Source organism: Pseudomonas sp. FG1 (assembly GCF_034313875.1).
GTDB classification, from domain to species: Bacteria; Pseudomonadota; Gammaproteobacteria; order Pseudomonadales; family Pseudomonadaceae; genus Aquipseudomonas; species Aquipseudomonas veronii.
Map to the genome: position 1 here is coordinate 4977930 of NZ_JAVIWP010000001.1, position 24976 is coordinate 5002905.

23 protein-coding genes are annotated in these 24976 nt (G+C 62.8%); 15 read left to right on the plus strand and 8 right to left on the minus strand.

Annotated features, from left to right (window positions below):
• Window positions 1–116 precede the first annotated feature (116 nt).
• Both xylB and RGV59_RS22675 read left to right on the plus strand, forming a co-directional pair.
• Complete coding sequence (xylB, locus tag RGV59_RS22670) at window positions 117–1598, plus strand: xylulokinase (protein WP_046383189.1); 1482 nt, start codon at window positions 117–119, stop codon at window positions 1596–1598.
• A gap of 12 nt (window positions 1599–1610) precedes the next feature.
• Complete coding sequence (locus tag RGV59_RS22675) at window positions 1611–2549, plus strand: carbohydrate kinase family protein (RefSeq protein WP_046483665.1); 939 nt, start codon at window positions 1611–1613, stop codon at window positions 2547–2549.
• A gap of 105 nt (window positions 2550–2654) precedes the next feature.
• On the opposite strand, the gene RGV59_RS22680 is transcribed toward RGV59_RS22675, so the two are convergent.
• Window positions 2655–2924: a DUF1652 domain-containing protein gene (locus RGV59_RS22680; protein WP_017848424.1), complete on the minus strand. Its 270-nt coding sequence runs from the start codon at window positions 2922–2924 to the stop codon at window positions 2655–2657.
• Window positions 2925–3169: 245 nt separating this feature from the next.
• The gene (ilvA, locus tag RGV59_RS22685; protein WP_079443655.1) at window positions 3170–4192 is read right to left on the minus strand and encodes a threonine ammonia-lyase, biosynthetic; all 1023 of its coding nucleotides are present in this window, start codon (window positions 4190–4192) and stop codon (window positions 3170–3172) included.
• 272 nt (window positions 4193–4464) lie between these two features.
• On the opposite strand from ilvA, the gene RGV59_RS22690 reads away from it, so the two are divergent.
• A complete protein-coding gene (locus RGV59_RS22690) occupies window positions 4465–4665 on the plus strand; it encodes a ParD-like family protein (RefSeq protein ID WP_003190946.1) in 201 nt (66 codons plus the stop codon).
• Window positions 4665–5420 (plus strand): type I methionyl aminopeptidase, encoded by a 756-nt coding sequence (gene map, locus RGV59_RS22695; RefSeq protein WP_126586458.1) that lies wholly within the window; start codon window positions 4665–4667, stop codon window positions 5418–5420. Before RGV59_RS22690 ends, map begins: the two co-directional genes overlap by 1 nt.
• Window positions 5421–5444: 24 nt before the next feature.
• Here the strand turns inward: map and RGV59_RS22700 are convergent, their stop codons facing one another.
• Entirely contained in the window at window positions 5445–6383 is a 939-nt protein-coding gene (locus RGV59_RS22700) for a magnesium transporter CorA family protein (protein WP_046483671.1), read from the minus strand.
• A gap of 6 nt (window positions 6384–6389) precedes the next feature.
• The gene (locus RGV59_RS22705; RefSeq protein ID WP_126586460.1) at window positions 6390–7976 is read right to left on the minus strand and encodes a RimK family protein; all 1587 of its coding nucleotides are present in this window, start codon (window positions 7974–7976) and stop codon (window positions 6390–6392) included.
• A gap of 94 nt (window positions 7977–8070) precedes the next feature.
• Between RGV59_RS22705 and RGV59_RS22710 the strand changes: the two genes are divergently transcribed.
• Window positions 8071–9171, plus strand: coding sequence for a GNAT family N-acetyltransferase/peptidase C39 family protein (locus RGV59_RS22710; RefSeq protein WP_126586462.1), 1101 nt, complete (start codon window positions 8071–8073; stop codon window positions 9169–9171).
• A gap of 38 nt (window positions 9172–9209) precedes the next feature.
• Here RGV59_RS22710 and RGV59_RS22715 read toward each other — a convergent pair whose 3' ends face one another.
• The 4 genes from RGV59_RS22715 to RGV59_RS22730 form a co-directional block, all read right to left on the minus strand.
• Window positions 9210–9995, minus strand: coding sequence for a sulfite exporter TauE/SafE family protein (locus tag RGV59_RS22715; protein WP_017848418.1), 786 nt, complete (start codon window positions 9993–9995; stop codon window positions 9210–9212).
• Between the two features lie 91 nt (window positions 9996–10086).
• On the minus strand, window positions 10087–10857 hold the full coding sequence (locus RGV59_RS22720; RefSeq protein ID WP_017848417.1) for a class I SAM-dependent methyltransferase: 771 nt from the start codon (window positions 10855–10857) through the stop codon (window positions 10087–10089).
• A gap of 58 nt (window positions 10858–10915) precedes the next feature.
• The gene (locus RGV59_RS22725) at window positions 10916–12220 is read right to left on the minus strand and encodes an ATP-binding protein (protein WP_017848416.1); all 1305 of its coding nucleotides are present in this window, start codon (window positions 12218–12220) and stop codon (window positions 10916–10918) included.
• Window positions 12221–12223: 3 nt separating this feature from the next.
• Window positions 12224–12925 (minus strand): response regulator transcription factor, encoded by a 702-nt coding sequence (locus RGV59_RS22730; protein ID WP_017848415.1) that lies wholly within the window; start codon window positions 12923–12925, stop codon window positions 12224–12226.
• A gap of 225 nt (window positions 12926–13150) precedes the next feature.
• Here RGV59_RS22730 and RGV59_RS22735 point away from each other — a divergent pair, with 225 nt between their 5' ends.
• The 10 genes from RGV59_RS22735 (at window position 13151) to RGV59_RS22780 (ending at window position 24910) form a co-directional block, all read left to right on the plus strand.
• Window positions 13151–14308: an efflux RND transporter periplasmic adaptor subunit gene (locus RGV59_RS22735; RefSeq protein WP_046483679.1), complete on the plus strand. Its 1158-nt coding sequence runs from the start codon at window positions 13151–13153 to the stop codon at window positions 14306–14308.
• 12 nt (window positions 14309–14320) lie between these two features.
• On the plus strand, window positions 14321–17410 hold the full coding sequence (locus RGV59_RS22740) for an efflux RND transporter permease subunit (protein ID WP_102618169.1): 3090 nt from the start codon (window positions 14321–14323) through the stop codon (window positions 17408–17410).
• A 52-nt stretch (window positions 17411–17462) separates the two neighbouring features.
• Window positions 17463–18104: a DUF1345 domain-containing protein gene (locus RGV59_RS22745; RefSeq protein ID WP_017848412.1), complete on the plus strand. Its 642-nt coding sequence runs from the start codon at window positions 17463–17465 to the stop codon at window positions 18102–18104.
• A 75-nt stretch (window positions 18105–18179) separates the two neighbouring features.
• On the plus strand, window positions 18180–19019 hold the full coding sequence (locus tag RGV59_RS22750; protein WP_017848411.1) for an AraC family transcriptional regulator: 840 nt from the start codon (window positions 18180–18182) through the stop codon (window positions 19017–19019).
• Between the two features lie 54 nt (window positions 19020–19073).
• Window positions 19074–19673, plus strand: coding sequence for a LysE family translocator (locus RGV59_RS22755; protein WP_017848410.1), 600 nt, complete (start codon window positions 19074–19076; stop codon window positions 19671–19673).
• A gap of 109 nt (window positions 19674–19782) precedes the next feature.
• Window positions 19783–20799: a LacI family DNA-binding transcriptional regulator gene (locus tag RGV59_RS22760; protein ID WP_026140206.1), complete on the plus strand. Its 1017-nt coding sequence runs from the start codon at window positions 19783–19785 to the stop codon at window positions 20797–20799.
• A 76-nt stretch (window positions 20800–20875) separates the two neighbouring features.
• Window positions 20876–21658 carry a sugar phosphate isomerase/epimerase family protein gene (locus RGV59_RS22765; protein ID WP_017848408.1) on the plus strand — a complete coding sequence of 261 codons (783 nt, stop codon included), beginning with the start codon at window positions 20876–20878 and terminating at the stop codon, window positions 21656–21658.
• Window positions 21651–22592 carry a sugar kinase gene (locus tag RGV59_RS22770; RefSeq protein WP_046483689.1) on the plus strand — a complete coding sequence of 314 codons (942 nt, stop codon included), beginning with the start codon at window positions 21651–21653 and terminating at the stop codon, window positions 22590–22592. The genes RGV59_RS22765 and RGV59_RS22770 overlap by 8 nt, the downstream gene beginning before the upstream one ends.
• Window positions 22593–22637: 45 nt before the next feature.
• Complete coding sequence (locus RGV59_RS22775) at window positions 22638–23933, plus strand: MFS transporter (RefSeq protein WP_126586464.1); 1296 nt, start codon at window positions 22638–22640, stop codon at window positions 23931–23933.
• Window positions 23933–24910, plus strand: coding sequence for an NAD(P)-dependent oxidoreductase (locus RGV59_RS22780; RefSeq protein ID WP_108526588.1), 978 nt, complete (start codon window positions 23933–23935; stop codon window positions 24908–24910). The genes RGV59_RS22775 and RGV59_RS22780 overlap by 1 nt, the downstream gene beginning before the upstream one ends.
• The last annotated feature ends 66 nt before the right edge of the window (window positions 24911–24976 follow it).

The window sequence follows — 24976 nt, forward strand, 5'->3', positions numbered from 1 at the left end:
CCCCGATAGCGGTGGGTCAGTAAAGAACATTTACACTGAAACACCGCCATCAGGGGCAAGCCCCTCCCACATTTGAAGCGCATTTACAATCCAACAACAATGCTGAGCAAACCCTCATGACCCAGCAAAACCTGTTCCTCGGCATCGACTGCGGCACCCAAGGCACCAAAGCCATCGTCCTCGACGCCTCCAGCGGCAAGGTGCTGGGCCTGGGCGCCGCGGCACACACGCTGATCAGCGGCGCCAACGGCCGGCGCGAGCAGCACACCCAGGAGTGGCTGGACGCCTTTACCGAAGCCACCCACCGCGCCCTGCAACAGGCCGGCGTGGACGGCCAGGATATCCTCGGCATCGGCGTGTCCGGCCAGCAACACGGCCTGGTGTTGCTCGATGACAGCGGCCAGGTGCTGCGCCCGGCCAAGTTGTGGTGCGACACCGAAACCGCCGCCGAAAACGAGCGCCTGTTGCAATACCTGGGGGGCGAAAGCGCTTCGCTGGAGCGTCTCGGCGTCGCGATCGCGCCGGGCTACACCGTGTCCAAACTGCTGTGGACCCGCGAGCAGCACCCCGAGGTGTTCGCGCGCATCGCGCATATCCTGCTGCCCCACGACTACCTCAACTACTGGCTCACCGGCCGCGCCGTCGCGGAATACGGCGATGCCTCGGGCACCGGCTACTTCAACGTGCGCAGCCGTACCTGGGACGTGGCGCTGCTCCAGCACATCGACCCCAGCGGCCGCCTGCAGGCAGCCTTGCCGACGCTGATCGAAGCCGACCAAGCCGTCGGCACGATCCTGCCGGCCATCGCCGAACGCCTGGGCATCAACCCCGACGCCATCGTGTCCAGCGGCGGCGGCGACAACATGATGGGCGCCATCGGCACCGGCAACATCGCCCCCGGCGTGATCACCATGAGCCTGGGTTCATCGGGCACCGTGTATGCCTTCGCCGACCAGCCCAACGTCAGCCCCCAGGCGTCGGTCGCGACCTTCTGTTCCTCCAGCGGCGGCTGGTTGCCGTTGATCTGCACGATGAACCTGACCAACGCCACCGGGGTGATTCGCGAACTGTTCGACCTCGACCTCGACGCCTTCAACGCCCTGGTCGAGCAGGCGCCGATCGGTGCCGACGGCGTGAGCATGCTGCCGTTCCTCAATGGCGAACGCGTACCCGCCCTGCCCCACGCCACCGGCAGCCTGCATGGCTTGACCATGACCAACCTGACCCGCGCCAACCTGTGTCGCGCGGTCGTCGAGGGCACCACCTTCGGCTTGCGTTACGGCCTTGATCTGTTGCGCCAGACCGGCCTGCACAGCCAGAGCATCCGCCTGATCGGCGGCGGCTCGAAAAGCCCGGTGTGGCGGCAGATGGTTGCCGATATCATGCACACCGAAGTGATCTGCACCGAACAAAGCGAAGCGGCGGCCCTGGGCGCGGCGATCCAGGCGGCGTGGAGCCAGTCCGGCGAGTCCCTGGCCAGCCTGTGCGAAAAATGCGTGAGCGTCGACCCGGCCAGCCGGACCCTGCCGGTGGCCGACAATGTCAGCGCCTATCAACACGCCTACGAGCGCTATCAGCAACACGTGGCAACCCTTTAAGAGCGAACGACTATGTATCTGGTGTGCGGTGAAGCGCTGTTTGATTTTTTCAGCGAGGACGATCCCAGCGGGCAAGCCTCCAAACTCAATTACAAGGCGATTGCCGGTGGTTCGCCGTTCAACGTCGCTGTCGGTTTACGCCGGCTCGGCATCGAGGCCGCGCTGTTCGGCGGCGTGTCCACCGACTTCCTCGGGCAGCGCTTGTTGCAGGTGCTCAGGGACGAAGGCGTCAACCCGCAGTTCCTGGTGGAATTCGCCGCGCCGACCACCCTGGCGATGGTCGCCGTCGGCGCCGATGGCTCGCCGCAATACAGCTTTCGCGGCGAAGGCTGCGCCGACCGCCAATTGACGCGCGCACACCTGCCAACCCTGGGCGATGAGGTTCGCGGGCTGCATGTAGGTTCGTTCTCCCTGGTGGTGCAACCGATTGGCGACACCCTGCTGGCCCTGGTCCAGCGCGAAAGCGGCAAGCGCTTGATCAGCCTCGACCCCAACGTGCGGCTCAACCCGCAACCGGATATCCAGCTGTGGCGCGAGCGCGTGGCCGAACTGGTCAAGTACGCCGACCTGATCAAGGTCAGCGATGAAGACCTGCACCTGCTCTACCCCGACCAATCGCCGGAAAGCGTGCTTGAGGGCTGGTTGCAACACCGCTGCCAGTTGGTCTTCCTCACTCGCGGCGGTAACGGCGCCAGCGTGTTCAGCCGCCAGCACGGGCACTGGTCGCAACCGGCGGTGGAGGTGGTGATGGCCGATACCGTGGGTGCCGGGGACACCTTCCAGGCGGCGTTGATTGCCTGGCTGACCGAGCAGCAACTGGATTCGGTCGAGGGCCTGCAGCAACTGACCCGCGCCCAGATCGACGCGATGCTGGGCTTTGCGATCCGTGCGGCCGCCATGACCTGCGGCAAAACGGGCCCGGACCTGCCCTATCGGCAACAGTTGGGGTGAACAAACGATCACAGGCTGCGGCGTTCAGCATGGATTGACGGGTAGCAACAACATCGGGCCTGGTATTTACCAGGCCCGCAGATCGGTGAAAGCAACGCTCGCTATCTAGTAGTGGCCGCGCCCTGCTGCTCTTTGCAGTGCAGGCCCCTGCGATTGCTTGAGGTCTTCGCGCAACCCGGTGATCAGGTTGCAAATGGCTCGACTGCTGTCGAGTTTGTCAGCATTGATGCCTTTGACTTCCAGATCCACCCGGTCACGGTCACGATCGTCATAGACCTTGATCGTCAACGAGGCATCTTCAGCTTTGGTGCATTCACACCGTTTAGGCAGGAAACTTCCTTCAATGATACTGCGAAGTTCTAATTCCGAAAGCATGGTCAACCTCTCCTTTCTTGAGACGGCCAATCGATTGTTATAAGTCTTGCAGGCACTTACCCGCCACGTCCTGCCAACCCTGGAAGACGTTTACAATCAATAAGCCTACTCGGCAAAATCCGTTCTCGTTGTAACCTTTCCTCATAAGCAGTACCCAGTCTTGTATAACTTTGTTCAACTCAAATTCACTCGACGAACATCATCGCCGAACAGCTTCGATTAAACGTTTAACCCTGGACTTTGCGTTAACCGGCACTGTGTGCTGCGGCTCTTTCAGCAACATGTCGCAAACTATCAAAGTTGATATTGGCCCCTGAGTTGACCGCCACCAGCGTCTGCCCGCGCACGCGGTGTTGCCCCACATAGCGGCGAATGCCCGCCACGGCCAAGGCGCCGGACGGCTCGACGATGGAACGCGTATCGTCGTAGATCAGCTTGATGGCACTGCACAGTTCATCGTTGCTGACCGTGATGACGTCATCCACCCAATCCCGGCAGATCTCAAAGCCATAGGCGCCGATCTGCGCCACTGCCGTGCCATCGGCAAACCCGTCCACACTGGGCAGCACCACGCGTTCACCGGCGCGCAAGGCTGCCAACAGGCAACTCGAGCCTTCGGCTTCGACGCCAACGATGCGTACCTCGGGCCGCAGGTATTTGACGTAGGCGGCGATCCCGCCGATCAGGCCGCCACCGCCCACCGGCACGAAGATCGCGTCCAGCGCGCCCTGCTGCTGGCGCAGGATTTCCATGCCCACCGTGCCTTGGCCGGCGATCACGTCCGGATCGTCGAACGGCGAGACAAACGTACAACCGCAGGCTTCGGCCAGTTGCAACGCATGGGCCAGGGCAAACGGAAAGCTCTCACCGTGCAGCACCGCTTGCGCCCCTCGCGAGCGCACACCCAGCACCTTCAACTCCGGCGTGCTGCACGGCATGACGATCGTCGCCTTGATCCCCAATTCCCGCGCCGCCAGCGCTACGCCTTGCGCATGGTTGCCGGCCGATGCGGTGATCACGCCGCAGGCCTTCTGCTCGGCGCTGAGTTGCATCAGCTTGTTGTAGGCGCCACGGATCTTGAAGGAAAAGGTCGGTTGCAGATCTTCGCGCTTGAGCAACACCTGGTTGTCGAGCAACAGCGACAGCGCCGGGGCGACCTGCAAGGGGGTTCGCACGGCCAAATCGTAGACCGGCGCGGCGAGGATCTTTTTGACGTAGTGCTCAAGCAGTCCCGAGACAGCGGTAGATGGGACGGGGCAAGTGCTCATGGGAGTCTCCTGGCTTGGGTAAGGGCACCTGGAGACGGAAAAACAAAACCCGCCTCTAGGGCGGGTTTGGGTGCAGCCGAGCGCTATCCCGCCAAATGAGGAATGGCGGTAATAATAATTGGCTGGCAACGCAGGGTTTGAAATGTCATGTCACGAAATTACCCGGCGGTGGCCGGTCAAGTCAATGGCAAGGGGCCATTTCGCTGACGGGGCTTTACGATGGACATACGAAACGTATACGATCCGTATATTCATCTGACACAGTGAAGCACATGGGCATCGTCAAGATCACCGACCAACTGCACGAACAACTACGCCTGGCCAGTGCGGCCATGGACCGTTCCATCAACGCCCAGGCCGAGTTCTGGATCAAGATCGGCCTGCTCGCCGAACTCAACCCGCATTTGCCCTACAACGAGCTGATCAACAAGCTGTTGCTGGACAAGCCGGACCTGATCCGGGGGCGCAGTTGATGATCAAAACCGCCGCACAACTCGCCGTGATGCGCGAATCCGGGCGCCTGCTGGCCCAGGTGTTCAGCATGCTCGACGGTTTTGTCGCCGCCGGACGCTCCACCCTGGAGCTGGACAGCGCCGTCGAAGCCTTCATCCGCCACGAGCTCAAAGCCCGCCCGGCGAGCCTCGGGCAATACGACTACCCCTTCTCCATCAACACCTCGGTCAACGAAGTGGTGTGCCACGGCATGCCCAGCGCCACGCAAGTCCTCAAGGACGGCGACATCGTCAACATCGACATCACCCTGGAAAAAGGCGGCTTTATCGCCGACTCGAGCAAGATGTACATGATCGGTACCGTCTCGCCGAAGGCACGCCGCCTGGTGGAGATGACCTTCGAGGCGATGTGGGCCGGTATCCGCCAGGTCAAGCCCGGCGCCCGCCTGGGCGACATCGGCCATGCGATCCAGCACCATGCGCAGGCCAATGGTTACAGCGTGGTACGCGAATACTGCGGCCACGGCATCGGCCGGCAGATGCATGAAGACCCCCAGATCCTGCACTTCGGCCGCCCCGGCACCGGGCTGGAGCTGCGCGAAGGCATGGTGTTTACCATCGAGCCAATGCTGAACCAGGGCAGCGCCAAGGTGCGCAGCCTGAAGGACGGCTGGACGGTGGTGACCAAGGACAACAGTCTGTCGGCCCAGTGGGAACACACCGTGGCGGTGACGGCGGACGGGTTCGAGGTGCTGACCCTGCAACCCGCGTCCTGAGCCAGCGCCCACAGACGTGGGGGTTCACATCACATTCGCACCGCCTGCCATCCGCTTGAGCCCGAGCACCATCAACCCGGCGCCCAGGCCCATCGCTAACAGAAACAGCGGGTACGACACCCACCACGGCGTACCCGCCGTCATCATGCTGAACTCCGACATGCCGCCAATGCTGGCGATCAGGTTGAGCGGCAGAAACACCACATTGATCAACGTCAGCTTGCGCAACAGGTTGTTCATGCTGTTGTTCATCAGGTTGCCGCGCGCGTCGATCAGCCCGGAGAACACGTTGGAATAAATCTCCGCCTGTTTGTAGCACTGGTGGTTCTCGATGATCAGGTCGTCGATCAGGCCGAGAATCTCGGCGCTGAAATGCTCCTTCTCGCCGTGGTTGCGCAGCCGCGACAGCACGGCGCCATTGCTGTGCAGCGCGTTGATGTAATAGATCAGGCTTTCGCTGAGGTTGAACATCTGCATCAGATGATGGTTGCTCATGGACGCGTTGAACTGTTGCTGCAACTCCCGCGCGACCAGCTTGATCACCTTGAGGTGGCCGAGGTAGTGGTGGATGTTGTTGAGCAGCAGATCGAGCAGCACATCCAGCGGTGTGTGCAACGGACGGCGGGCGCCGAGCCCGGACAGCGGGGTTTCATCGGTGGCGATCACCAACAGCCGGCCAGGTGAAAACAGCAGGCCGCAGGACGACACCTCAAACACCAGGGTGCCCCCGCCGGAGTAGTTCTCCGGGCGCTTCCAGATCAGAAACAGGTTGTCTGGGTGAAATTCGATGCGCGAGACTTCGTCCGGGTCGAGCGCCGAGGCCAGGGCATGCTCGTCCAGTTTGTGGTGCTCAAGCAGCCAGTTGCGCTCGGCATGGTCAGGGTTGCTGAACAACATGATCGGGGCCTCGTCACTGTCCCCGCTGCGCAACTTTCCATCGATCAATTCAAAGCGCTGGATCATCGCGACTCACCAGACCTGGCCCTGACGCTTCAACTCCAGGCGTCGGACGAATTCCTCCAGCACCAGGCCATACAGGTCGTCCTGCAAGTAGGCATCTTCGATACCGGCATCCAGGTTGGGGTTGTCGTTGACCTCGATCACCACCACCTTGTCCCCCGATTGCTTGAGGTCCACGCCGTAAAGGCCGTCGCCGATCAGATTGGCGGTCTTCACCGCCAGCTCCACCACGGCCTTGGGCGCCTCGTGGACCGCCAGGGTGCGGCATTCGCCGTTGATGTCCTGGCCGATGGCCTTGTGGTTGTAGATCTGCCAATGGCCCTTGGACATGAAGTATTGGCAGGCAAAGATCGGTTTGCGGTTGAGTACGCCGATACGCCAGTCGTACTCGGTGTAGAAAAACTCCTGGGCCAGCAGCAACACCGAATGCTCGAACAGTTCAGCGGTGGCCGTGAGCAAGGCCTCCTGGCTTTCGACCTTGATCACCCCGCGGGAGAAACAGCCGTCGGGGATTTTCAGCACCAACGGGAAGCCGAGGCGTTCGCCGACCCGTTCGAAGTCTTCCGGTCGCTCCTTGTAGAGAATCTCGGTGGCCGGCATGCCCAGTTGATGGCTGTTGAGCAGGTCGGTGAGGTAGACCTTGTTGGTACAGCGCAGGATCGACGCGGGGTCGTCCATCACCACCAGGCCTTCGCTTTCGGCTTTCTTGGCGAAACGGTAGGTATGGTTGTCGACGCTGGTGGTCTCGCGGATCAACAAGGCGTCGTATTCGGCCAGGCGCGCGTAGTCCTTGCGCTCGATCAGCTCCACATCGATACCCAAACCCTTGCCGACCCTGATGAAATTTTCCAGGGCCCTGGCGTTGGACGGCGGCAATTGCTCCTGGGGATCATGCAGGATCGCCAGGTCATAGCGGGCCAATCGGCGTGAGCGCGGCTGACGCCAGATCTTGCGGCTGAAGTTGTCGAGGGCGTGGGCGAATTGATCTTCCTGGTCATCACGTAGCTTGTGCAATACGCCGGACTTGACCCCTTCGATATGCCAGCCGTTATTCTTTTTGAATTCAACTAACAAGATCGGGCACGGAAACGCTTCAAACAATTGGCGCGCCAACTCCTGCAACGGATCAATATTGGTTCGGCCAAAATAAAGTGTCAGCGTAAAGCCTTCGGTATTGCTGTAAAGATGATGACTCAAGGCTTTATCGAGGGTTTTATCCAGATCATCCAGGGCCAGCCCGTACAGTGACTTCTTGGTCAGTTCACTGATGGTCCGCACCGATGGAATCACCTTGTGCCCACGAGCCTCGGCCAACAGTGAGCAGTAGTAACCGTGCCCCAGGTACTTATAGCCGCGACACAGGTTGATCACCTGCACACGCTTGCCGGTCTCGCTTTCGCGGGTTTGTTCGAGATATTCCTGGGCCGTGACGATGTCTTCGCTGGGGAAGTAGGAGGCCCAGTCTTCCTTGCGTTCGACAATGATCACCACTTGGCTCGTGCCTCTGGTCGGAGCAGAAAAATAACCTTTGGAAGTTATTGTCGCCGCGACTGTTTGCTCGGATACTTCACGCCAATGACTTTGTACCGCCGACATAATATTTGATCCGCTTTAGAGAACTCGACCTTTTCTATTAAGCACGATCTTTTAGAGAAGTCCCGTTTCGTTACATAACTTTTACGGCGGTCATATGGCTCTTTTCTTTCGCGTTGCAAGCCCCAGCGATGTGCCGACATTGGTGGCACTGGAACAGCACTGTTTCACCACCGATCGACTGTCGCCGCGCAGTTTTCACTGGATGATCAGCCGCGCCCATGGCGAGTTGCTGGTGGCCGAACAGGACGGCCAATTGCTCGGGTATGCGCTGGTGTTGTTCCATCGCGGCACGTCCCTGGCGCGGCTGTACTCGATTGCCATCGCCGAACACGCGCGCGGCCTCGGCCTGGGCAAGCAGTTGCTGAGTCGCATCGAGGCCTGCGCGGTGGAGCATGACTGTGCGTACCTGCGCCTCGAAGTGCGCAGCGACAACCCCGGCGCCCTCGCCCTGTATGAACGCAACGGCTACCGGCGCTTTGCGCTGATCAACGATTACTACGAAGACCACGCCCCGGCCCTGCGCCTGGAAAAACGCATCGTCCAGCACCAGGACGCGCGCGTGGAGCGTGTGCCGTATTACCCGCAAACCACCGACTTCACCTGTGGCGCCGCCTGCCTGCTGATGGCCATGGGCGCGTTGGTGCCGGAGCGCGTCGCCACACGCCGCGAAGAACTGCAAATCTGGCGTGAAGCGACCACCGTGTTCATGACCGCCGGCCATGGCGGTTGCAGCCCTCAAGGCCTGGCGCTGGCCGCCTGGCGTCGGGGCTTTCGTGTGCGGATGCAGGTGAATGTACGCGGGCCGTTGTTTCTCGACGGCGTGCGCGATCAGCATAAAAAGGACGTCATGCGTTTAGTGCATGACGCCTTCGAGGAAGAGTTGGCCGGCAGCACGGTCGAACAGGTACTCGGCGGCGCGCTGGATCTGCCCAAGGTACTGCGCGACGGCGGGCAGCCGTTGGTGCTGATCAGCAGCTATCGGCTGACCCGCTCCAAGTCGCCGCATTGGGTGATGGTCACCGACTGCGACGACGACTTTGTCTACCTGCACGACCCGGATGTGGACCACAGCCAGCACCGCCAGCCCCTGGACTGCCAGCACCTGCCGGTCAGCCACGCAGAGTTCGAGCGCATGTGCCGGTTCGGCAACAACAAACTGCGCGCGGCGGTGGTATTGTTCAAGCCACCGGCTTGATCGAGGCGGTGAGCAGCGGCAATACGCGACCGCGTACCTTAGAAAGCCAGCTTATAACCGATGGTCATCAACATGATCGCCAGGCACGGGCGCAGCACGCCGTCCGGGACTTTACCGGCCATGTGGCTACCGATGTAGATACCCGGCAGCGACCCCATCAGCAAAAAGCCCAGCAGGTGCCAATCCATATTGCCCATGCCGGCGTGGCCCAGGCCCGCTACCAGCGTCAGGGGTACGGCGTGGGCGATCTCGGTGCCGACCAGGCGCCGCGTGGCGAGGAACGGGTAAAGGATAAACAGCGCCACGGTGCCGAGGGCTCCGGCGCCGATGGAGGTCAGTGCCACCATGGCGCCGAGGACCGCCCCCGTGACCACCGTCAGCGCGTTCAGGTTGCGCGGGTGCATGTGGTAATCGTCGCCGGCATGGCGCTGGGCGAAGGCCAACAGGCGATGCTTGAACAGAATCGCCAGGGCGGTCAGCAGCAACACCACGCCGAGCGCCTGTTTGATCACGGCGTTCATCGCGCTGGGGTCGGTGTGCAGGCTGGCGAGGAACCACAGGGTCAGCAGCACGGCGGGCACGCTGCCCAAGGTGAGCCAGCCGGTGATGGTCCAGTCGATGTTCTTGTTTTTGCCATGCACCAGCACCCCACCGGACTTGGTGATGGCGGCGTACAACAAGTCGGTGCCCACGGCGGTGGCCGGGTTAATGCCGAACCACAGCAGGATCGGGGTCATCAAGGAGCCCCCGCCGACACCGGTCATGCCGACGATAAAACCAACGATCAGGCCTGCAACTACGAAACCAACGTTACCCACATCCATCACAGCTACCTGCGGCCTTGTAAAATTCTGGCCGCAGGATAGCGATTTTTCTTATAACCACTTATATCAATATGATCTGACTTTATGCCTTTTACGTCAGTCGCTGGCAAACGTAGGCCTGGGTCTGATAGGGAAAGGCCACGGTATCGCGGCCTTTCAACGCTGGGTGAGTAGCGATCAGGTTGCGTAATTGCGCGGTGACCTCGGCTTTTTCAGCGGCGGGCAGTGCCGCGATAAAGCTGACGGAGAGGAAGCGATCCATGATCACTTCCTGCGGACTGCCGACGTGGTTGTAGGGAAAACAGGTCATCTCGGGGGCGGAAAAATACTCGCCGGTGAACGCCTCGCGCCATTTTCCGCTGTGAAAGCGCGGCGTATCGCCCTCGTAAGGCGTGATGATCGCGGTGATCGCTGCCACCCAGTCCACCGATTCATCCCGCACATTCCACACCAGCCCCAGACGCCCGTCGGGCTTGAGCACGCGGTGAATTTCGGCCAACGCGGCCTGGGTGGAGAACCAGTGGAAGGACTGGGCGCAGACCAGCGCATCGGCGCAGGCGGACGCCAGGGGGATGGATTCAGCGGTGCCGTTGACCAAGCGCACATCCGGCAACAACCTGGCCAATTGCGCAGCCATCGCCTGCACGGGTTCGACGGCAATCAGCGTCGGCGCCAGGGCGTTCAGCAGGCGCGTGAACTTGCCGGTGCCGGCGCCCAGGTCGATCACCGTCGACTGCGCGTCGATGCGCAGTACGTCAGCCAGCCAGCCCGTGAGTTGCCGCGGATAGTTCGGTCGGCCCTGGGCGTAAGTGACGGCCTGGGTCGAAAAACCCTGTTGCGCAGACGTGTGAACACCGGTCATTGCCAATCTCTCCTCGGGTAAAGCGGGGACACAGTGTGCGCCTTCCCACCCGGTTTTTCTAATCCGTCACACTCGGCAACCACACACGAAACCGCGCACCGCCGAGCGGTGAAGCCTGCGCGGTCAGGGTGCCGCCCTGGGCTTCGAGGGCGCGCCGACTGATCGCCAGGCCCAGGCCAAACCCGCCGGTGGAGCGGTCGCGGCTGCGGTCCAGGCGATAGAACGGCTCGAAGATGCGTTCGCGCTGGTCCGGCGGAATACCGATGCCATCATCGTCCACGCAGATTTCGCAGCCCGTGGGACATACCTTGACCCCCACCTGGATGCGTTTGTCGCAGTAACGCGTGGCATTGCGCAGCAGGTTTTGCAGGGCGCGGGCGGTCAGGCGCGGGTCGAGGTTGAAGCGCTCGACGCTGCAGTCGAGCACCACGTCGATCACAATCTCGGGGTTCTCCAGTTCGTCGTCGACGCTGCCCAGCACGCTGTCGATAAATTCATCGAGCACCACCTCGACCCGCTCCGGTAACTGCGCAGGGTTTTGCAGGCGGCTGTAGGAAAGCAACTCCAGCACCAGCTCATCCAGCTCACGGATATGCGCCACCAGGCTTTGCAGGCGCTCGCGGCTGGCCTGGGGCAGGTCTTCGGACAACGCCAGGGCCAGGCCGAAATCCAGGCGTGTCAGGGGGGTGCGCAGTTCGTGGGAGACCGCGTTGAGCAAGTCACGCTGCTGGTTCAGCAGGTGTTCGATGTCATCGGCCATGGTGTCGAACACCGTCGCCAGGCTGCCAATATTGGAACTTGGCGGAATGCGCGTGCGTTCGCCAAAATTCCCCTTGCCCAACTGCGTGGCAGTGCTTTTCAGGCGCTCCAGGTCGCGCCAGTGCGGGCGCAGCCATACCAGCAGGCAGGCGAGCAGCGCGGCACCGATCAGTACGTTCATCGACCAGTACAACAGGTTCATGTCCAGCGGGTCCGGCGGGATCGTCAGCTTGACCGCGAACTGCGGGTTGATCGGTGCGCTGACCTCGGCCATCCACCCCCACTCGCCCAGGCGGATCACCGGTTTGCCTTGCGCCAGCAACTGCTCTTCTTCGGGGGTGTAACGGGCGTCCTGGTGCAGCAGCAGTTCGACCTTGAGCGGCGCGAAGTCACGGCCCAGTTGCTCGGTGACCTGGGACCAGTGCTCCACCGGCGCCCGCTGGTATTGCTTGACGATGAGTTTCTGCAGGCCGCGGGACTGTTCGACGTTGTAGTCCACGTAGCGGTGCTCGAACACCTGGATCACCAACTTGGGAATCAGGAAGATCGCCGCGCTGTAGGTGACGATCGTGATCAGATAGAGGCGCAGCAGCACACGGAACATGGCTCAGCATTCCCACTCGGATCGGCTGAACAGATAGCCTTTGCCCCACACCGTCTTGATCTTGCGCGCTTCCCCGGCGTGGTCGTCGAACTTGCGGCGCAGCTTGGAGATGGCCACGTCCACCGAGCGGTCGGTGCCGTTGAACTCGATCCCGCGCAGGCGTTGCAGGATCTGGTCGCGGCTGAGCACTTCACCGGCATGCCGCGCCAGCACCACCAGCAGGTTGTATTCGCCGCTGGACAACTCCACCGCCTGTTCGCGCCAGGTCGCGGTGCGTTCCGACAGGTCGATGCACAGGTTGCCGATGACGATCTGGTCGTTGGCCACCTGCGGTTCGGACAAGCTGCTGCGGCGCAACAGCGTGCGGACCCGGGCCAGCAGCACGCGGGGCTCGCAGGGTTTGGTGACGTAGTCGTCGGCGCCCATTTCCAGGCCCAGCACCTGGTCGTGGCTGTCATCGCGGGCGGTCAGCATCAGGATCGGCAGGCCCGCCGAATCGGCGCGCAGCAAACGGCACACTTGCAGGCCGTCGAGGCCAGGCAGCATCAGGTCGAGGATCACCAGGTCCGGCGGGTTGAGCCGCGCGCGTTCGCGAACATGGTCACCCCGGCTGAGCACGCTGACGTGGTAGCCATTGCGCTCCAGGTAGCTGGCAATCAGTTCGGAGAGCGCGGCGTCGTCTTCGACCAGGAGGATGTTGGGCATGGTGTTTCCAAATAATGCGGTTATGGGTCTTACACAAATCCCACGTGGGAGGGGACTTGCGCCCTGCCACATTTGATCTTCAGTGTTTGCAAGGTTGTGCAAGGATATACGCCCGCGGCCGAACGTGGGCTGCACCTTACATTTCTTCACAGACGACCTACACAGCTTCACAGCACTGCGGCGCGGACGGCATTAGGATGCGCCAGTCAATATTGGGATAAGAGCATGTCGAAGAATCTGTTTGCGCCGTTTTGCTTGCTGGCCCTGACACTCGCCCTGAGTGCGTGTGACAAGTCGTCCGCCGAAGCACCGGCAACGCCCCTGGCCACAGTCCGCATCGAAACCCTCGAGGCCAAACCCCTGTCCATCAGCAGTGAACTGAGCGGGCGCATTGCCGCGCCGCGCATCGCCGAAGTGCGCGCGCGGGTCGCCGGGGTGGTGATGCAGCGGGTGTTCAAGGAAGGCCATGACGTGAAACAGGGCGACGTGCTGTTTCGCATCGACCCAGCCCCGTTCAAGGCCGACCTGGACAGCGCTCAGGCCAACCTGAGCAAGGCCGAGGCCAATGCGTTCCAGGCGCGCCTGCAAGAACAGCGCTACAGCCAACTGGTCGAAGGCAACGCCATCAGCGGCCAGGACTACGACAACGCCCGCGCCGCCCTGCGCCAGACCAACGCCGAGGTCGCCGCGAACAAGGCCGCCGTCGAACGGGCCAAACTGAACCTGGGCTATGCCACCGTCACCGCGCCGATTTCCGGGCGCATCGGGCGTGCGCTGGTGACCGAAGGCGCGCTGGTCGGCCAGAACGAGGCCACGCCGCTGGCGATCATCCAGCAATTGGACCCGATCCACGCCGACCTGACCCAGTCCACCCGTGAGTTGAACGAGCTGCGCCGCGCCTTCCGCGCCGGCAGCCTGAAACAGGTCGGCCAGGACCAGGCCAAGGCCACGCTGATCCAGGACGACGGCAGCCTGTATCCGCTGCCGGGCAAATTGCTCTTCGCCGAGATCAGCGTCGACCCCGGCACTGGGCAGATCATCGTGCGCAGCGAGTTCCCCAACCCGGACCTCGACCTGCTGCCCGGCAGTTTTGTGCGCGTGCGCCTGGAGCAGGCGGTCGACCGCCAAGGCATCAGCGTGCCGCAACGTGCGATCACCCGTGACAGCGCCGGCATCCCGATGGTGCTGTTGTTGGACGCCGAACAAACCGTGAGCCTGCAACCGGTGGAATTGGGCGCCGTGATCGATGACCGCTGGATCGTCAGCGCCGGCCTCAAGGCCGGTGACCGCATCGTCGTCGAGGGTGTGCAACACGTGCGTCCCGGTGAAAAAGTTCAAGTGGATGACAGCACGCCGCCGCCCGCCCAGGCTTCCGGCCAATAAGGATCTTTGACCATGCCGCAGTTCTTTATTGACCGCCCGATCTTCGCCTGGGTGGTCGCCCTGTTTATCCTGCTGGCCGGCGCGCTCGCCATCCCGCAGTTGCCGGTGGCCCAGTACCCCAACGTCGCACCGCCGAAAGTCGAGATCTACGCGGTGTACCCCGGCGCTTCGGCGCAGACCCTGGATGAAAGCGTGGTCAGCCTGATCGAGCAAGAGCTCAATGGCGCCGATCACCTGCTGTATTTCGAATCCCAGAGCAGCCTCGGCTCGGCCACCATCACCGCGACTTTCCAGCCGGGCACCAACCCGGAGATGGCTCAGGTCGATGTGCAGAACCGCCTCAAGGCCGTGGAATCGCGCTTGCCCCAGGCGGTGACCCAGCAGGGTTTACAGGTGGAGAAAGTCTCCGCCGGCTTCCTGCTGCTGGTGACCCTGACCTCCAGCGACGGCAAGCTCGATGACGTGGCGCTCAGCGACTACCTGGCGCGCAACGTGATGAACGAGCTCAAGCGCCTTGACGGGGTGGGCAAGGCCCAGCTGTATGGCGCCGAGCGGGCCATGCGGGTGTGGATCGACCCGCAGAAGCTGATCGCTTTCAACCTGACCCCGGCCGACGTGAATGCCGCGATCAGCGCGCAGAACGCCCAGGTTTCCGCCGGCAGCATCGGCGACTTGCCGGGCACCAAGACCCAGGAAATCACCGCGGCAATCCTGGTCAAGGGCCAGTTGTCCACGCCGGCCGAGTTCGCCGACATCGTGCTCAAGGCCAACCCCGACGGTTCCACCGTGCGTATCGGCGATGTGGCACGGGTGGAAGTCGGCAGCCAGGAATACCAGTTCTCCACACGCCTGAACGGCAAGCCGTCCACCGCCGTCAGTGTGCAACTGTCGCCGGGCGCCAATGCGCTGAGCACCGCGAACATGGTGCGGGCGAAGATGGATGAGCTGTCGCGCTACTTCCCGGCCAATGTCGAATACAAGATCCCGTATGACACCTCGCCGTTCGTCAAAGTCTCAATCACCAAGGTGGTCTACACCCTGCTCGAAGCGATGGCGCTGGTGTTCGCGGTGATGTTCCTGTTCCTGCAGAACGTGCGCTACACGCTGATCCCGACCCTGGTGGTGCCGATTGCGTTGATGGGCACCTTCGCCACCATGCTGTTGCTCGGGTTCTCGATCAACGTGCTGACCATGTTCGGCATGGTGCTGGCCATCGGTATCCTGGTGGACGATGCGATCGTGGTGGTGGAGAACGTCGAGCGGATCATGGTCAGCGAGGGCCTGTCGCCCAAAGAGGCCACGCGTAAGGCCATGGGCCAGATCACCGGGGCCATCATCGGCATTACGTTGGTGCTGGTGGCGGTGTTTCTGCCGATGGCATTCATGCCAGGCTCGGTGGGGGTGATCTACCAGCAGTTTTCGCTGTCGATGGCCACCTCGATCCTGTTCTCGGCGTTCCTCGCCCTGACCTTGACCCCGGCACTTTGCGCGACCCTGCTCAAGCCGATCGCCAAGGATGAGCACCACACCAAGGGCGGGTTCTTCGGCTGGTTCAACCGGCGTTTCGAACGGCTCACCGACCGCTACGAAGGCTGGGTGGCGTATGCCCTCAAGCGCAGCGGCCGTTACCTGCTGATCTACCTGGTGCTGCTGGTGGGCCTGGGGCTGATGTTCAGTCGCCTGCCCTCCTCGTTCCTGCCGGTGGAGGACCAGGGTTACACCATCACCGATATCCAGTTGCCGCCGGGCGCGAGCAAGAACCGCACGGTGCAGGTGGCCGAACAGATCGAAGCGCACAACGCCAAAGAGCCCGGGGTTGGTGACACCACCATGATCATGGGCTTCAGTTTCTCCGGCTCCGGGCAGAACGCGGCGCTGGCGTTCACCACGCTCAAGGATTGGTCGCAACGCAGCAGCGACGATTCGGCCGCCGCGATTGCCGACCGCGCCAACATGGCGTTCACCGAACTGAAAGACGCGATTGCCTATGCGATCCTGCCTCCACCGGTGGACGGCCTCGGCACCAGCAGCGGTTTCGAGTTCCGCCTGCAGGACCGTGGCGGCGTCGGCCACGCGGCGTTGATGGCGGCGCGTACCGAACTGCTGGACGCTGCGGGAAAAAGCCCGATCCTGGCCAACGTGCGTGAAAGCGCCCTGGCCGAAGCGCCGCAAGTGCAGCTGCAGGTCGACCGCAAGCAGGCCAACGCGCTGGGTGTGTCCTTCGCCGATGTGGGCAATGTACTGTCGTCGGCCATCGGTTCGACCTACGTCAATGACTTCCCCAACCAGGGGCGCATGCAGCGCGTGGTGGTGCAGGCCGAAGGCGACCAACGCAGCCAGGTCGCGGATCTGTTGAAGATCAACGTGCGCAACAAGGCCGGCGAGATGGTGCCGCTGTCGGCGTTCGTCGTAGCCAAGTGGACCCAGGGGCCGACGCAGTTGACCCGTTACAACGGCTACCCGGCCATCGCCATTTCCGGTGAAGCGGCACCGGGGCACAGCACGGGCGAGGCGATGGAAGAAATCCAGCGCCTGGTCAACCAACTGCCGGCGGGCCTGGGCCAGGAATGGACCGGCCTGTCGTTGCAGGAACGCCTGTCCGGCTCCCAGGCGCCGCTGTTGCTGGGCCTGTCGCTGCTGATCGTGTTCCTGTGCCTGGCCGCCCTGTATGAAAGCTGGTCGATCCCGACGTCGGTGCTGCTGGTGGTGCCGCTGGGCGTGCTCGGCGCGGTGTTGGCCGTGACCTTGCGCGGCATGCCCAACGATGTGTTCTTCAAGGTCGGGCTGATCACCATCATCGGCCTGTCGGCGAAGAACGCGATCCTGATCATCGAGTTCGCCAAGGACCTGTACGAGCAGGGCGAAGACTTGCTCGACGCGACCTTGAAGGCCGCGCGGCTGCGCTTGCGGCCGATCATCATGACCTCGCTGGCGTTCATCCTCGGCGTGGTGCCCCTGGCGATTGCCACCGGCGCCAGTTCGGCGAGCCAGCAAGCGATCGGTACGGGGGTGATCGGCGGGATGATCACCGCGACGCTGGCGGTGGTGTTTGTGCCGGTGTTCTTTGTGGTCGTCATGAAGCTGGTGCGCAAGCGTCCATAACCCGCGCAAAAATGCGCTATGGTGCTCACAACCGCCCTTGTTGTGAGCACCCATGCCCTTCCTCGCCCGCACCCACCCTCGCCTCTCTTGCGCCGCCGTCCTGGGCCTTGCCGTTGGCATCCTGGTACCCGCCGATACACTCGTGAGCAAAATCCTGATCGGCTGGAATGCCGGCGTCTGGATCTACCTGGTGCTGATGCTGTGGCTGACCATCCGCGCCAAGGCCGAAGACGTCAAACGCATCGCCGAGATCGAGGATGAGAACGCCGGCCTGGTGCTGTTCACGGTGTGCATCGCGGCCATCGCCAGCCTGGCCACCATCACCTTCGAACTGGTCGGCAGCAAGGACCTGAGCACCGCCGAGCGGCTGTTGCACTACGGTTTTACCGGCCTGACGGTCATCGGCTCATGGTTGTTGATCGGGGTGATCTTCAGCGTTCACTACGCCCGGCTCTATTACACCTGGGCCGGCAAAGAGCCGGCGCTGCGCTTTGCCGAGGGGTTGTTGACCCCCAACTATTGGGACTTCCTGTACTTTTCCTTCACCATCGGCGTCGCCGTGCAAACGTCGGACGTGGGTGTTGCCACCCGCAGCATGCGCAAGGTGGTACTGGGACAATCGCTGATCGGGTTTCTGTTCAACACGGCGATCCTCGGCTTTTCGATCAATATTGCCGCAGGACTGTTCAATTGACGCTGCACAAACCTTCTAGACGCCCACGGCTCGATGGGCGCTAGATAACATCGTCTATTCCGCCTCGGTGTTGTGATGGCCGCGCACAATTGGATCGATCTGTCCCAGGACGCCGACACCGGCATCGAGACCCTGCGCGCGCATTTCGAGGGGCACGCCTATGATCCCCATTGGCACGACAGCTACCTGATCGGCGTGACCGAACAAGGCGTGCAGCAATTCAACTGCCGCCGCACGCGCCACAACAGCGTGCCCGGCCAGGTGTTCCTGGTGGAACCCGGCGAGTTGCATGACGGCGATGCGCCCACGGCCGACGGCTTTACCTACCATATGCTCTACCTCGACCCGCAGTGGTTGACGCGGGAAGTGAGCGCGGTCTTCGAAGAGGCTCCCGTCAACAGCCAGCTGAGTTTTGCCGCGACCTTGACCAACGACCCGCGCCTGGCACTCGCCACCAGCCAAGCCTTTCGCACCCTGCACAGTGGCGAATTGCGCATCGTGCGACAACGGGCCATGGACCAGTTGCTCGAACGCCTCACCGGCCAGCTCCACTGGCGCAGCCGTTACCGTGACGACCCACGCCTGCCGCTGGTCGCCCACAAAGCCCGGGAATACCTGCATGCCCACCTGCATCACGATGTGGGCATGGACGCGCTGGCGCTGGCCTGCGGCGTCGACCGCTTCCGCCTGACCCGTGCGTTCAGGAGCGCGTTTGGCCTGCCGCCCCATGCTTATCTGGTGCAACTGCGCCTGGCCCGCGCGCGGCACTTGCTGGCCAAAGGTGAACAACCGGCCGATGTGGCGATCGCCCTGGGTTTTGCCGATCAGAGCCACCTGGGCCGCTGGTTCGTGCGCGCTTATGGCCTGACGCCGGCGGCCTACCGCAAGCGCTGCTCAAACCTTCCAGACAGGTGATACGCGGGCTTGTGAAGATCGACGCCATCAATGGGTCTATCGGAGTCGTCCACCATGCTGTCCACACTGCTGCCTTTCATGCTGTTTGCCTTCGTCGCCTCAATTACCCCCGGCCCGACCAATATCCTGGTACTGAGCAACAGCGCCCGTTTCGGTTTCAGGGCCACGCTGCCAATCATCCTGGGCGCCTGCGCCGGCGCGGCGCTGCTCGTGCTGGTGGTGGGCTCGGGGTTTGGCCAGTCCTTGGTGCAGCTACCCAAGCTGCAAACTGCCATGCAATGGATCGGCATTGCCTGGCTGAATTACCTGGCCTGGCAGATTTTCAGCGCCCCCACCCGGGCCATCGAAGCGGATACACGCCAAAAACCCCTGAGCCTGATCGGCGCCGCCAGCCTGCAATTGATCAACCCGAAAAGCTGGATGATGGCACTGGCGGTAGTCAGCGTTTTTACCGGCAATGGTGCGGAGCGCCAAAGCCAGGTGGTGTACCTCTCCCTGGCGTTTTTCCTGATATCGATCCCCTGCCTGGGCACCTGGGCGCTGTTGGGTGCCGGGTCCGCACGGGTGTTGCGTTCGACCAGCGCCATGCAGCGTTTCAACCGCGGTATGGCCGTGCTGCTGTTGGCGGCGGCTTGGTTAAGTGTGCTGGCCTGAACACACCGGCTATCTGGCTTTGTCCTACAACTTCTTGACGGCTTTCGTACTTTAGTGGTTTCCTGAAACCGGTTTCAGTCATTCCAATAAAAATAGAAGGTCGATGACCGTGAACAGTTTCTCTGCCGCCCAGCGCAGCCGCGTGACCATGCTCGACGTCGCCCAGCGCGCCGGCGTGTCCAAAGCCAGCGTGTCGCGTTTCATCGGCGACGACCGCGCCCTGCTCTCCGACGCCATCGCCCTGCGCATCGAGCACGCCATCGCCGAACTCGGCTATCGCCCCAACCAGATGGCCCGTGGCTTGAAACGCGGACGCACGCGCCTGATCGGTATGCTGGTGGCCGATATCCGCAACCCCTATTCCATTGCCGTGATGCACGGTGTCGAAACCGCCTGCCGCCAGCACGGCTACAGCCTGGTGGTGTGCAACACCGACCGCGATGACGAGCAGGAACGCCAGCACCTGGCGGCGCTGCGTTCGTACAACATCGAAGGGCTGATCGTGAACACCCTCGGCCACCACCTCGAACAACTGCTGGAACTGCAACGGGAAATGCCCCTGGTGCTGGTGGACCGCAAGGTCGCACCGTTGCACAGCGACCTGGTGGGTTTGGATAACCCGGCCGCGGTACACATGGCGCTGGAACACCTTGAGCAACAGGGCTACCGCGAGATAGTGCTGGTCAGCGAGGCCACCGATGGCACCAGTTCGCGCCTGGAGCGCCTTGACAGTTTCACCGCCGAGATTGCCCGCCGCCCGGCGTTGAGTGGCACGGTGCTGGAACTGGACGGCGCGCTGGAAAAGCGCCTGCGCAGCTTCCTGGCCAAGCCCGGCGCCAAAGCCGTGTTCTGCGCCAACGGCATCGCCGCCCTCGCCTGCACCCGCGCGCTCAAGGCGCTGGAGTGCGACCTGTTCGCGGACGTCGGCCTGATCGCCCTGGATGACCTGGACTGGTACCCGCTGGTGGGCACCGGCATCACCGCCCTCGCCCAACCGACGCAGGCGATTGGCGCGAGTGCCTTCGACTGCCTGCTCAAGCGCCTGCGCGGCGATACGGCGCCGGCCCGCACCCTGGATTTCCTGCCCGAACTGATCGTTCGCGGTTCCACCCAACCCACCTCGTAGCCGCTGTCGAGCCCTCGCGGACGTCAATTCAATAGGTTGCGCAGAAAAATGAAACCGGTTTCAGAGGTACACAATCATGCATGAATACCCCGTCTCCATCAGCCTTTCCAGCTACGGCGCCGACCTCGTCCGCCAGCAGGGCCAATTGAGTTTTGTCGCCCTGCTGGCGGCGGCCGGTGCCCGGCGCATCGAGTGGCGCGAAGAGCTGCTGACCATTGAACAACCGGCACAACTGGCCCGGGCGGCGGCCGAACAAGGCCTGGAGTGCGTGTTCTCTTCGCCGCTGGAACTGTGGGTCGCCGGCCGCGCCCAGCCGAATGCCGAGCTCGCCGCGACCCTTGATCGCGCCCAGGCCTTTGGTGCGCGCTGGCTGAAAGTCTCCCTCGGCTACTTCACCGACACCAACGACCTGCACAGCCTGCACGCCCTGCTCAACCGCCACCCGGTCAAGTTGCTGGTGGAAAACGACCAGACCCTGCATGGCGGCCGCATCGAACCGCTGCAACGTTTCTTCAGCGAAGTCGAGCGCCTTGGCCTGCCGGTGAAGATGACGTTCGATATCGGTAACTGGCACTGGCAGGACCAGTCCGCGCTCACCGCCGCGCGCCTGCTCGGCCGGCATGTCGACTACCTGCACTGCAAGGCCGTGGCGCGTCGTGCGGACGGCAAGCTGGTGGCGCTGCCGCCCGGCGCCACCGACCTGCATCTGTGGGAACAACTGCTGGGCCACATGACTCAAGGTATTACCCGGGCGGTGGAATTCCCGCTGCAAGGCGATGACCTGGTCGAAGTCACCGCCCGGCAGGTCGCCACCCTCGCCCTGCTTGGCCAACCCCGTGCGGAGTACGCCCATGTCTGAGATCGATATCCTGTCGTTCGGCGAAACCATGGCGATGTTTGTCGCCGAACAAAGCGGCGACCTGGCCCAGGTGGGCCACTTCCACAAACGCATCGCCGGGGCCGACAGCAATGTCGCCATCGGCCTGTCGCGCCTGGGCTTCAACGTCGCCTGGCTGAGCCGGGTGGGCAACGACTCCCTGGGCCGCTTTGTGCTCGACACACTCAAGCAACAAGGCCTGGATTGCCGGCACGTGGCGGTCGACCCGCTGCACCCCACCGGTTTTCAGCTCAAGTCCCGCGAAGAAGCCGGCGATGATCCCCAGGTCGAGTACTTCCGCAAGGGCTCGGCGGCCAGCCACTTATCCATCGCGGCCATCAGCCCGGCGCTGCTGCAGGCGCGCCACCTGCACGCCACCGGCATCCCGCCGGCCTTGTCCGAGGCCACCGGCGAGTTGTCCCGCGAGCTGATGACGCAAATGCGCAAGGCCGGGCGCAGCGTGTCGTTCGACCCGAACCTGCGCCCGGCGCTGTGGCCCAGCCAGCAGCAGATGATCCGCGAGATCAACGCCCTCGCAGGCTTGGCCGATTGGGTCTTGCCGGGCTTGAACGAAGGTCGCCTGCTTACCGGTTTCGACGACCCGGCGGACATCGCCGCGTTTTACCTGGACCAGGGCGCCGAAGCCGTGGCCATCAAGCTCGGCCCGGACGGCGCGTATTACCGCACCCAACTGGACCAAGGCTTTGTCGCCGCCGTGAGCGTGGACAAAGTGGTCGACACCGTCGGCGCCGGTGATGGCTTTGCCGTCGGCATGATCAGCGCCCTGCTGGAAAACCTCAGCTTCCCCGAGGCGGTACACCGCGGCAACTGGATCGGCAGCCGTGCCGTGCAGAGCCGCGGCGATATGGAAGGCTTACCCACACGCACGGAGCTGCCGACCCGATCCGTTGCTTGACCCACTCCCTGTTGCCACAACTACAACAAGCTCAGGAGCAACCCCATGGATACCTTGAAACTCGCCACCCGCCGTTGGTGGTACATCATGCCCATCGTCTTTATCACCTACAGCCTGGCGTACCTGGACCGCGCCAACTATGGTTTCGCCGCCGCCAGCGGCATGGCTGAAGACCTGATGATCACACCCGGCATGTCGTCCCTGCTCGGCGCACTGTTCTTCCTCGGTTACTTTTTCTTCCAGGTGCCGGGCGCGATCTACGCGCAAAAGCGCAGCGTGAAGAAGTTGATTTTCGTCAGCCTGATCCTCTGGGGCGGCCTGGCCACCCTGACCGGCGTGGTGTCCAACGCCTACATGCTGGTCGCCATTCGCTTCATGCTCGGCGTGGTCGAAGCGGCGGTGATGCCGGCGATGCTGGTGTACCTGTGCCACTGGTTCACCCGTGCCGAACGCTCGCGGGCCAATACGTTCCTGATCCTCGGCAACCCGGTGACCATGCTGTGGATGTCGGTGGTGTCCGGCTACCTGGTGCAGCATTTCAGCTGGCGTTGGATGTTCATCGTCGAAGGCCTGCCGGCGGTGCTGTGGGCGTTTATCTGGTGGCGCCTGGCCGATGAGCGGCCCAAGGATGCCCAGTGGCTGAGCGACAGCGAAAAGCACCAGTTGGAAACCGCCCTCGCCGCCGAACAGGTGGGGATCAAAGCGGTGAAGAACTACGCCGAAGCGTTTCGCTCGCCCAAGGTGATCATCCTCGCGCTGCAGTTCTTCTGCTGGAGCATCGGCGTGTACGGCTTTGTGCTGTGGCTGCCGTCGATCCTCAAGGCCGGCTTGCAGATGGACATGGTCGAGGCCGGCTGGTTGTCGGCGCTGCCGTACCTGGCGGCGGTGATCGGCATGCTGGTGGTGTCGTGGGGTTCGGACAAGCTGCAAAAACGTAAACGGTTTGTGTGGCCGCCGTTGTTGATCGCCTCTATCGCTTTCTATGCGTCCTACGTGCTCGGCGCCGAACATTTCTGGTGGTCCTACACCCTGCTGGTGATTGCCGGCGCGTGCATGTATGCGCCCTATGGACCGTTTTTCGCGATTGTCCCGGAGATCCTGCCGGCCAACGTCGCCGGCGGCGCCATGGCGTTGATCAACAGCATGGGCGCGCTCGGTTCGTTCGGCGGTTCGTACCTGGTGGGTTACCTCAATAGCAGCACCGGTTCCCCCGGCGCCTCTTACCTGCTGATGAGCGGCGCGTTGATGGTCTCGGTGGTGCTGACGATGTTCCTCAAGCCCGGCGCCAGCGACCGCGAGTGCGCGCCGTTGCAGTCCCTCGAATTAAAGGTGAAGACCTGATGAAAAAGTCTGTCGTTCTGTACAAAAAACTCTCCGCGCCGCTGATGGCCCGGCTGCATGAGCACGCCGAGGTCACGCTGATCGACGCGCTCGACCCGCCCGGCCTGGCCAAACTGCGCGACGCCCTCCCCGGCGCCCAGGGGTTGCTGGGCGCGAGCCTGCGCCTGGACGCCGCGTTGCTGGACCTGGCACCGCAACTGGAGGCGGTGGCCAGCGTGTCCGTCGGCGTCGACAACTACGACATCGAGTACCTGACCCGGCGCGGCATCCTGCTCAGCAACACGCCCGATGTGCTCACCGAAACCACCGCCGACACCGGCTTCGCGCTGATCCTCGCCACCGCACGCCGGGTGGTCGAACTGGCCGATATGGTGCGTGCCGGCCAGTGGCACAAGAACATCGGCCCGGCGCATTTCGGCAGCGACGTGCATGGCAAGACCCTGGGCATCATCGGCATGGGCCGCATTGGTGAAGCGCTGGCCCAGCGCGGGCATTTCGGCTTCGGCATGCCGGTGCTCTACCACAGTCACTCGCCCAAGCCACAGGTGGAAGAACGGTTCGGCGCGCAGTACCGTCGCCTGAACGACTTGCTGCAACAAGCAGACTTCGTCTGCCTGACACTGCCGCTCACCGCCGAAACCGAGCGGTTGATCGGCGCGCAAGAATTCGCCCTGATGGGCCCGGAGACGATCTTTATCAATATCTCCCGCGGCAAGGTGGTGGATGAAGCCGCGCTGGTCGAGGCCTTGCAGCAGCGCACGATTCGCGCGGCGGGGCTGGATGTGTTCGAGCGCGAGCCGCTGCCCCACGACTCGCCGTTGCTGCGCTTGAACAATGTGGTGGCCACGCCGCATATCGGCTCGGCGACCCATGAGACGCGGGAAGCGATGGCCGAGTGCGCGGTGGATAATCTGCTCGCGGCGCTCGCCGGTCAGAAGCCGAAAAACCTGGTGAATCCAAGCGCCTGGATGCAATAGCTTCTGACACAACATAGAGCAAATGTGGGAGGGAGCTTGCTCCCGATGGCGCTGGATCAGTCAGTA

Coding starts and splice junctions, on each gene's coding strand:
- map (WP_126586458.1), top strand. CDS start 4,665: ATGATCAAAACCGCCGCACAACTCGCCGTGATGCGCGAATCCGGGCGC.
- RGV59_RS22680 (WP_017848424.1), bottom strand. CDS start 2,924: ATGCTTTCGGAATTAGAACTTCGCAGTATCATTGAAGGAAGTTTCCTG.
- RGV59_RS22700 (WP_046483671.1), bottom strand. CDS start 6,383: ATGATCCAGCGCTTTGAATTGATCGATGGAAAGTTGCGCAGCGGGGAC.
- RGV59_RS22770 (WP_046483689.1), top strand. CDS start 21,651: ATGTCTGAGATCGATATCCTGTCGTTCGGCGAAACCATGGCGATGTTT.
- RGV59_RS22675 (WP_046483665.1), top strand. CDS start 1,611: ATGTATCTGGTGTGCGGTGAAGCGCTGTTTGATTTTTTCAGCGAGGAC.
- RGV59_RS22750 (WP_017848411.1), top strand. CDS start 18,180: ATGGCCGCGCACAATTGGATCGATCTGTCCCAGGACGCCGACACCGGC.
- RGV59_RS22740 (WP_102618169.1), top strand. CDS start 14,321: ATGCCGCAGTTCTTTATTGACCGCCCGATCTTCGCCTGGGTGGTCGCC.
- RGV59_RS22710 (WP_126586462.1), top strand. CDS start 8,071: ATGGCTCTTTTCTTTCGCGTTGCAAGCCCCAGCGATGTGCCGACATTG.
- RGV59_RS22690 (WP_003190946.1), top strand. CDS start 4,465: ATGGGCATCGTCAAGATCACCGACCAACTGCACGAACAACTACGCCTG.
- RGV59_RS22725 (WP_017848416.1), bottom strand. CDS start 12,220: ATGTTCCGTGTGCTGCTGCGCCTCTATCTGATCACGATCGTCACCTAC.
- RGV59_RS22745 (WP_017848412.1), top strand. CDS start 17,463: ATGCCCTTCCTCGCCCGCACCCACCCTCGCCTCTCTTGCGCCGCCGTC.
- xylB (WP_046383189.1), top strand. CDS start 117: ATGACCCAGCAAAACCTGTTCCTCGGCATCGACTGCGGCACCCAAGGC.
- RGV59_RS22755 (WP_017848410.1), top strand. CDS start 19,074: ATGCTGTCCACACTGCTGCCTTTCATGCTGTTTGCCTTCGTCGCCTCA.
- RGV59_RS22715 (WP_017848418.1), bottom strand. CDS start 9,995: ATGGATGTGGGTAACGTTGGTTTCGTAGTTGCAGGCCTGATCGTTGGT.
- RGV59_RS22705 (WP_126586460.1), bottom strand. CDS start 7,976: ATGTCGGCGGTACAAAGTCATTGGCGTGAAGTATCCGAGCAAACAGTC.
- RGV59_RS22775 (WP_126586464.1), top strand. CDS start 22,638: ATGGATACCTTGAAACTCGCCACCCGCCGTTGGTGGTACATCATGCCC.
- ilvA (WP_079443655.1), bottom strand. CDS start 4,192: ATGAGCACTTGCCCCGTCCCATCTACCGCTGTCTCGGGACTGCTTGAG.
- RGV59_RS22765 (WP_017848408.1), top strand. CDS start 20,876: ATGCATGAATACCCCGTCTCCATCAGCCTTTCCAGCTACGGCGCCGAC.
- RGV59_RS22735 (WP_046483679.1), top strand. CDS start 13,151: ATGTCGAAGAATCTGTTTGCGCCGTTTTGCTTGCTGGCCCTGACACTC.
- RGV59_RS22720 (WP_017848417.1), bottom strand. CDS start 10,857: ATGACCGGTGTTCACACGTCTGCGCAACAGGGTTTTTCGACCCAGGCC.
- RGV59_RS22730 (WP_017848415.1), bottom strand. CDS start 12,925: ATGCCCAACATCCTCCTGGTCGAAGACGACGCCGCGCTCTCCGAACTG.
- RGV59_RS22780 (WP_108526588.1), top strand. CDS start 23,933: ATGAAAAAGTCTGTCGTTCTGTACAAAAAACTCTCCGCGCCGCTGATG.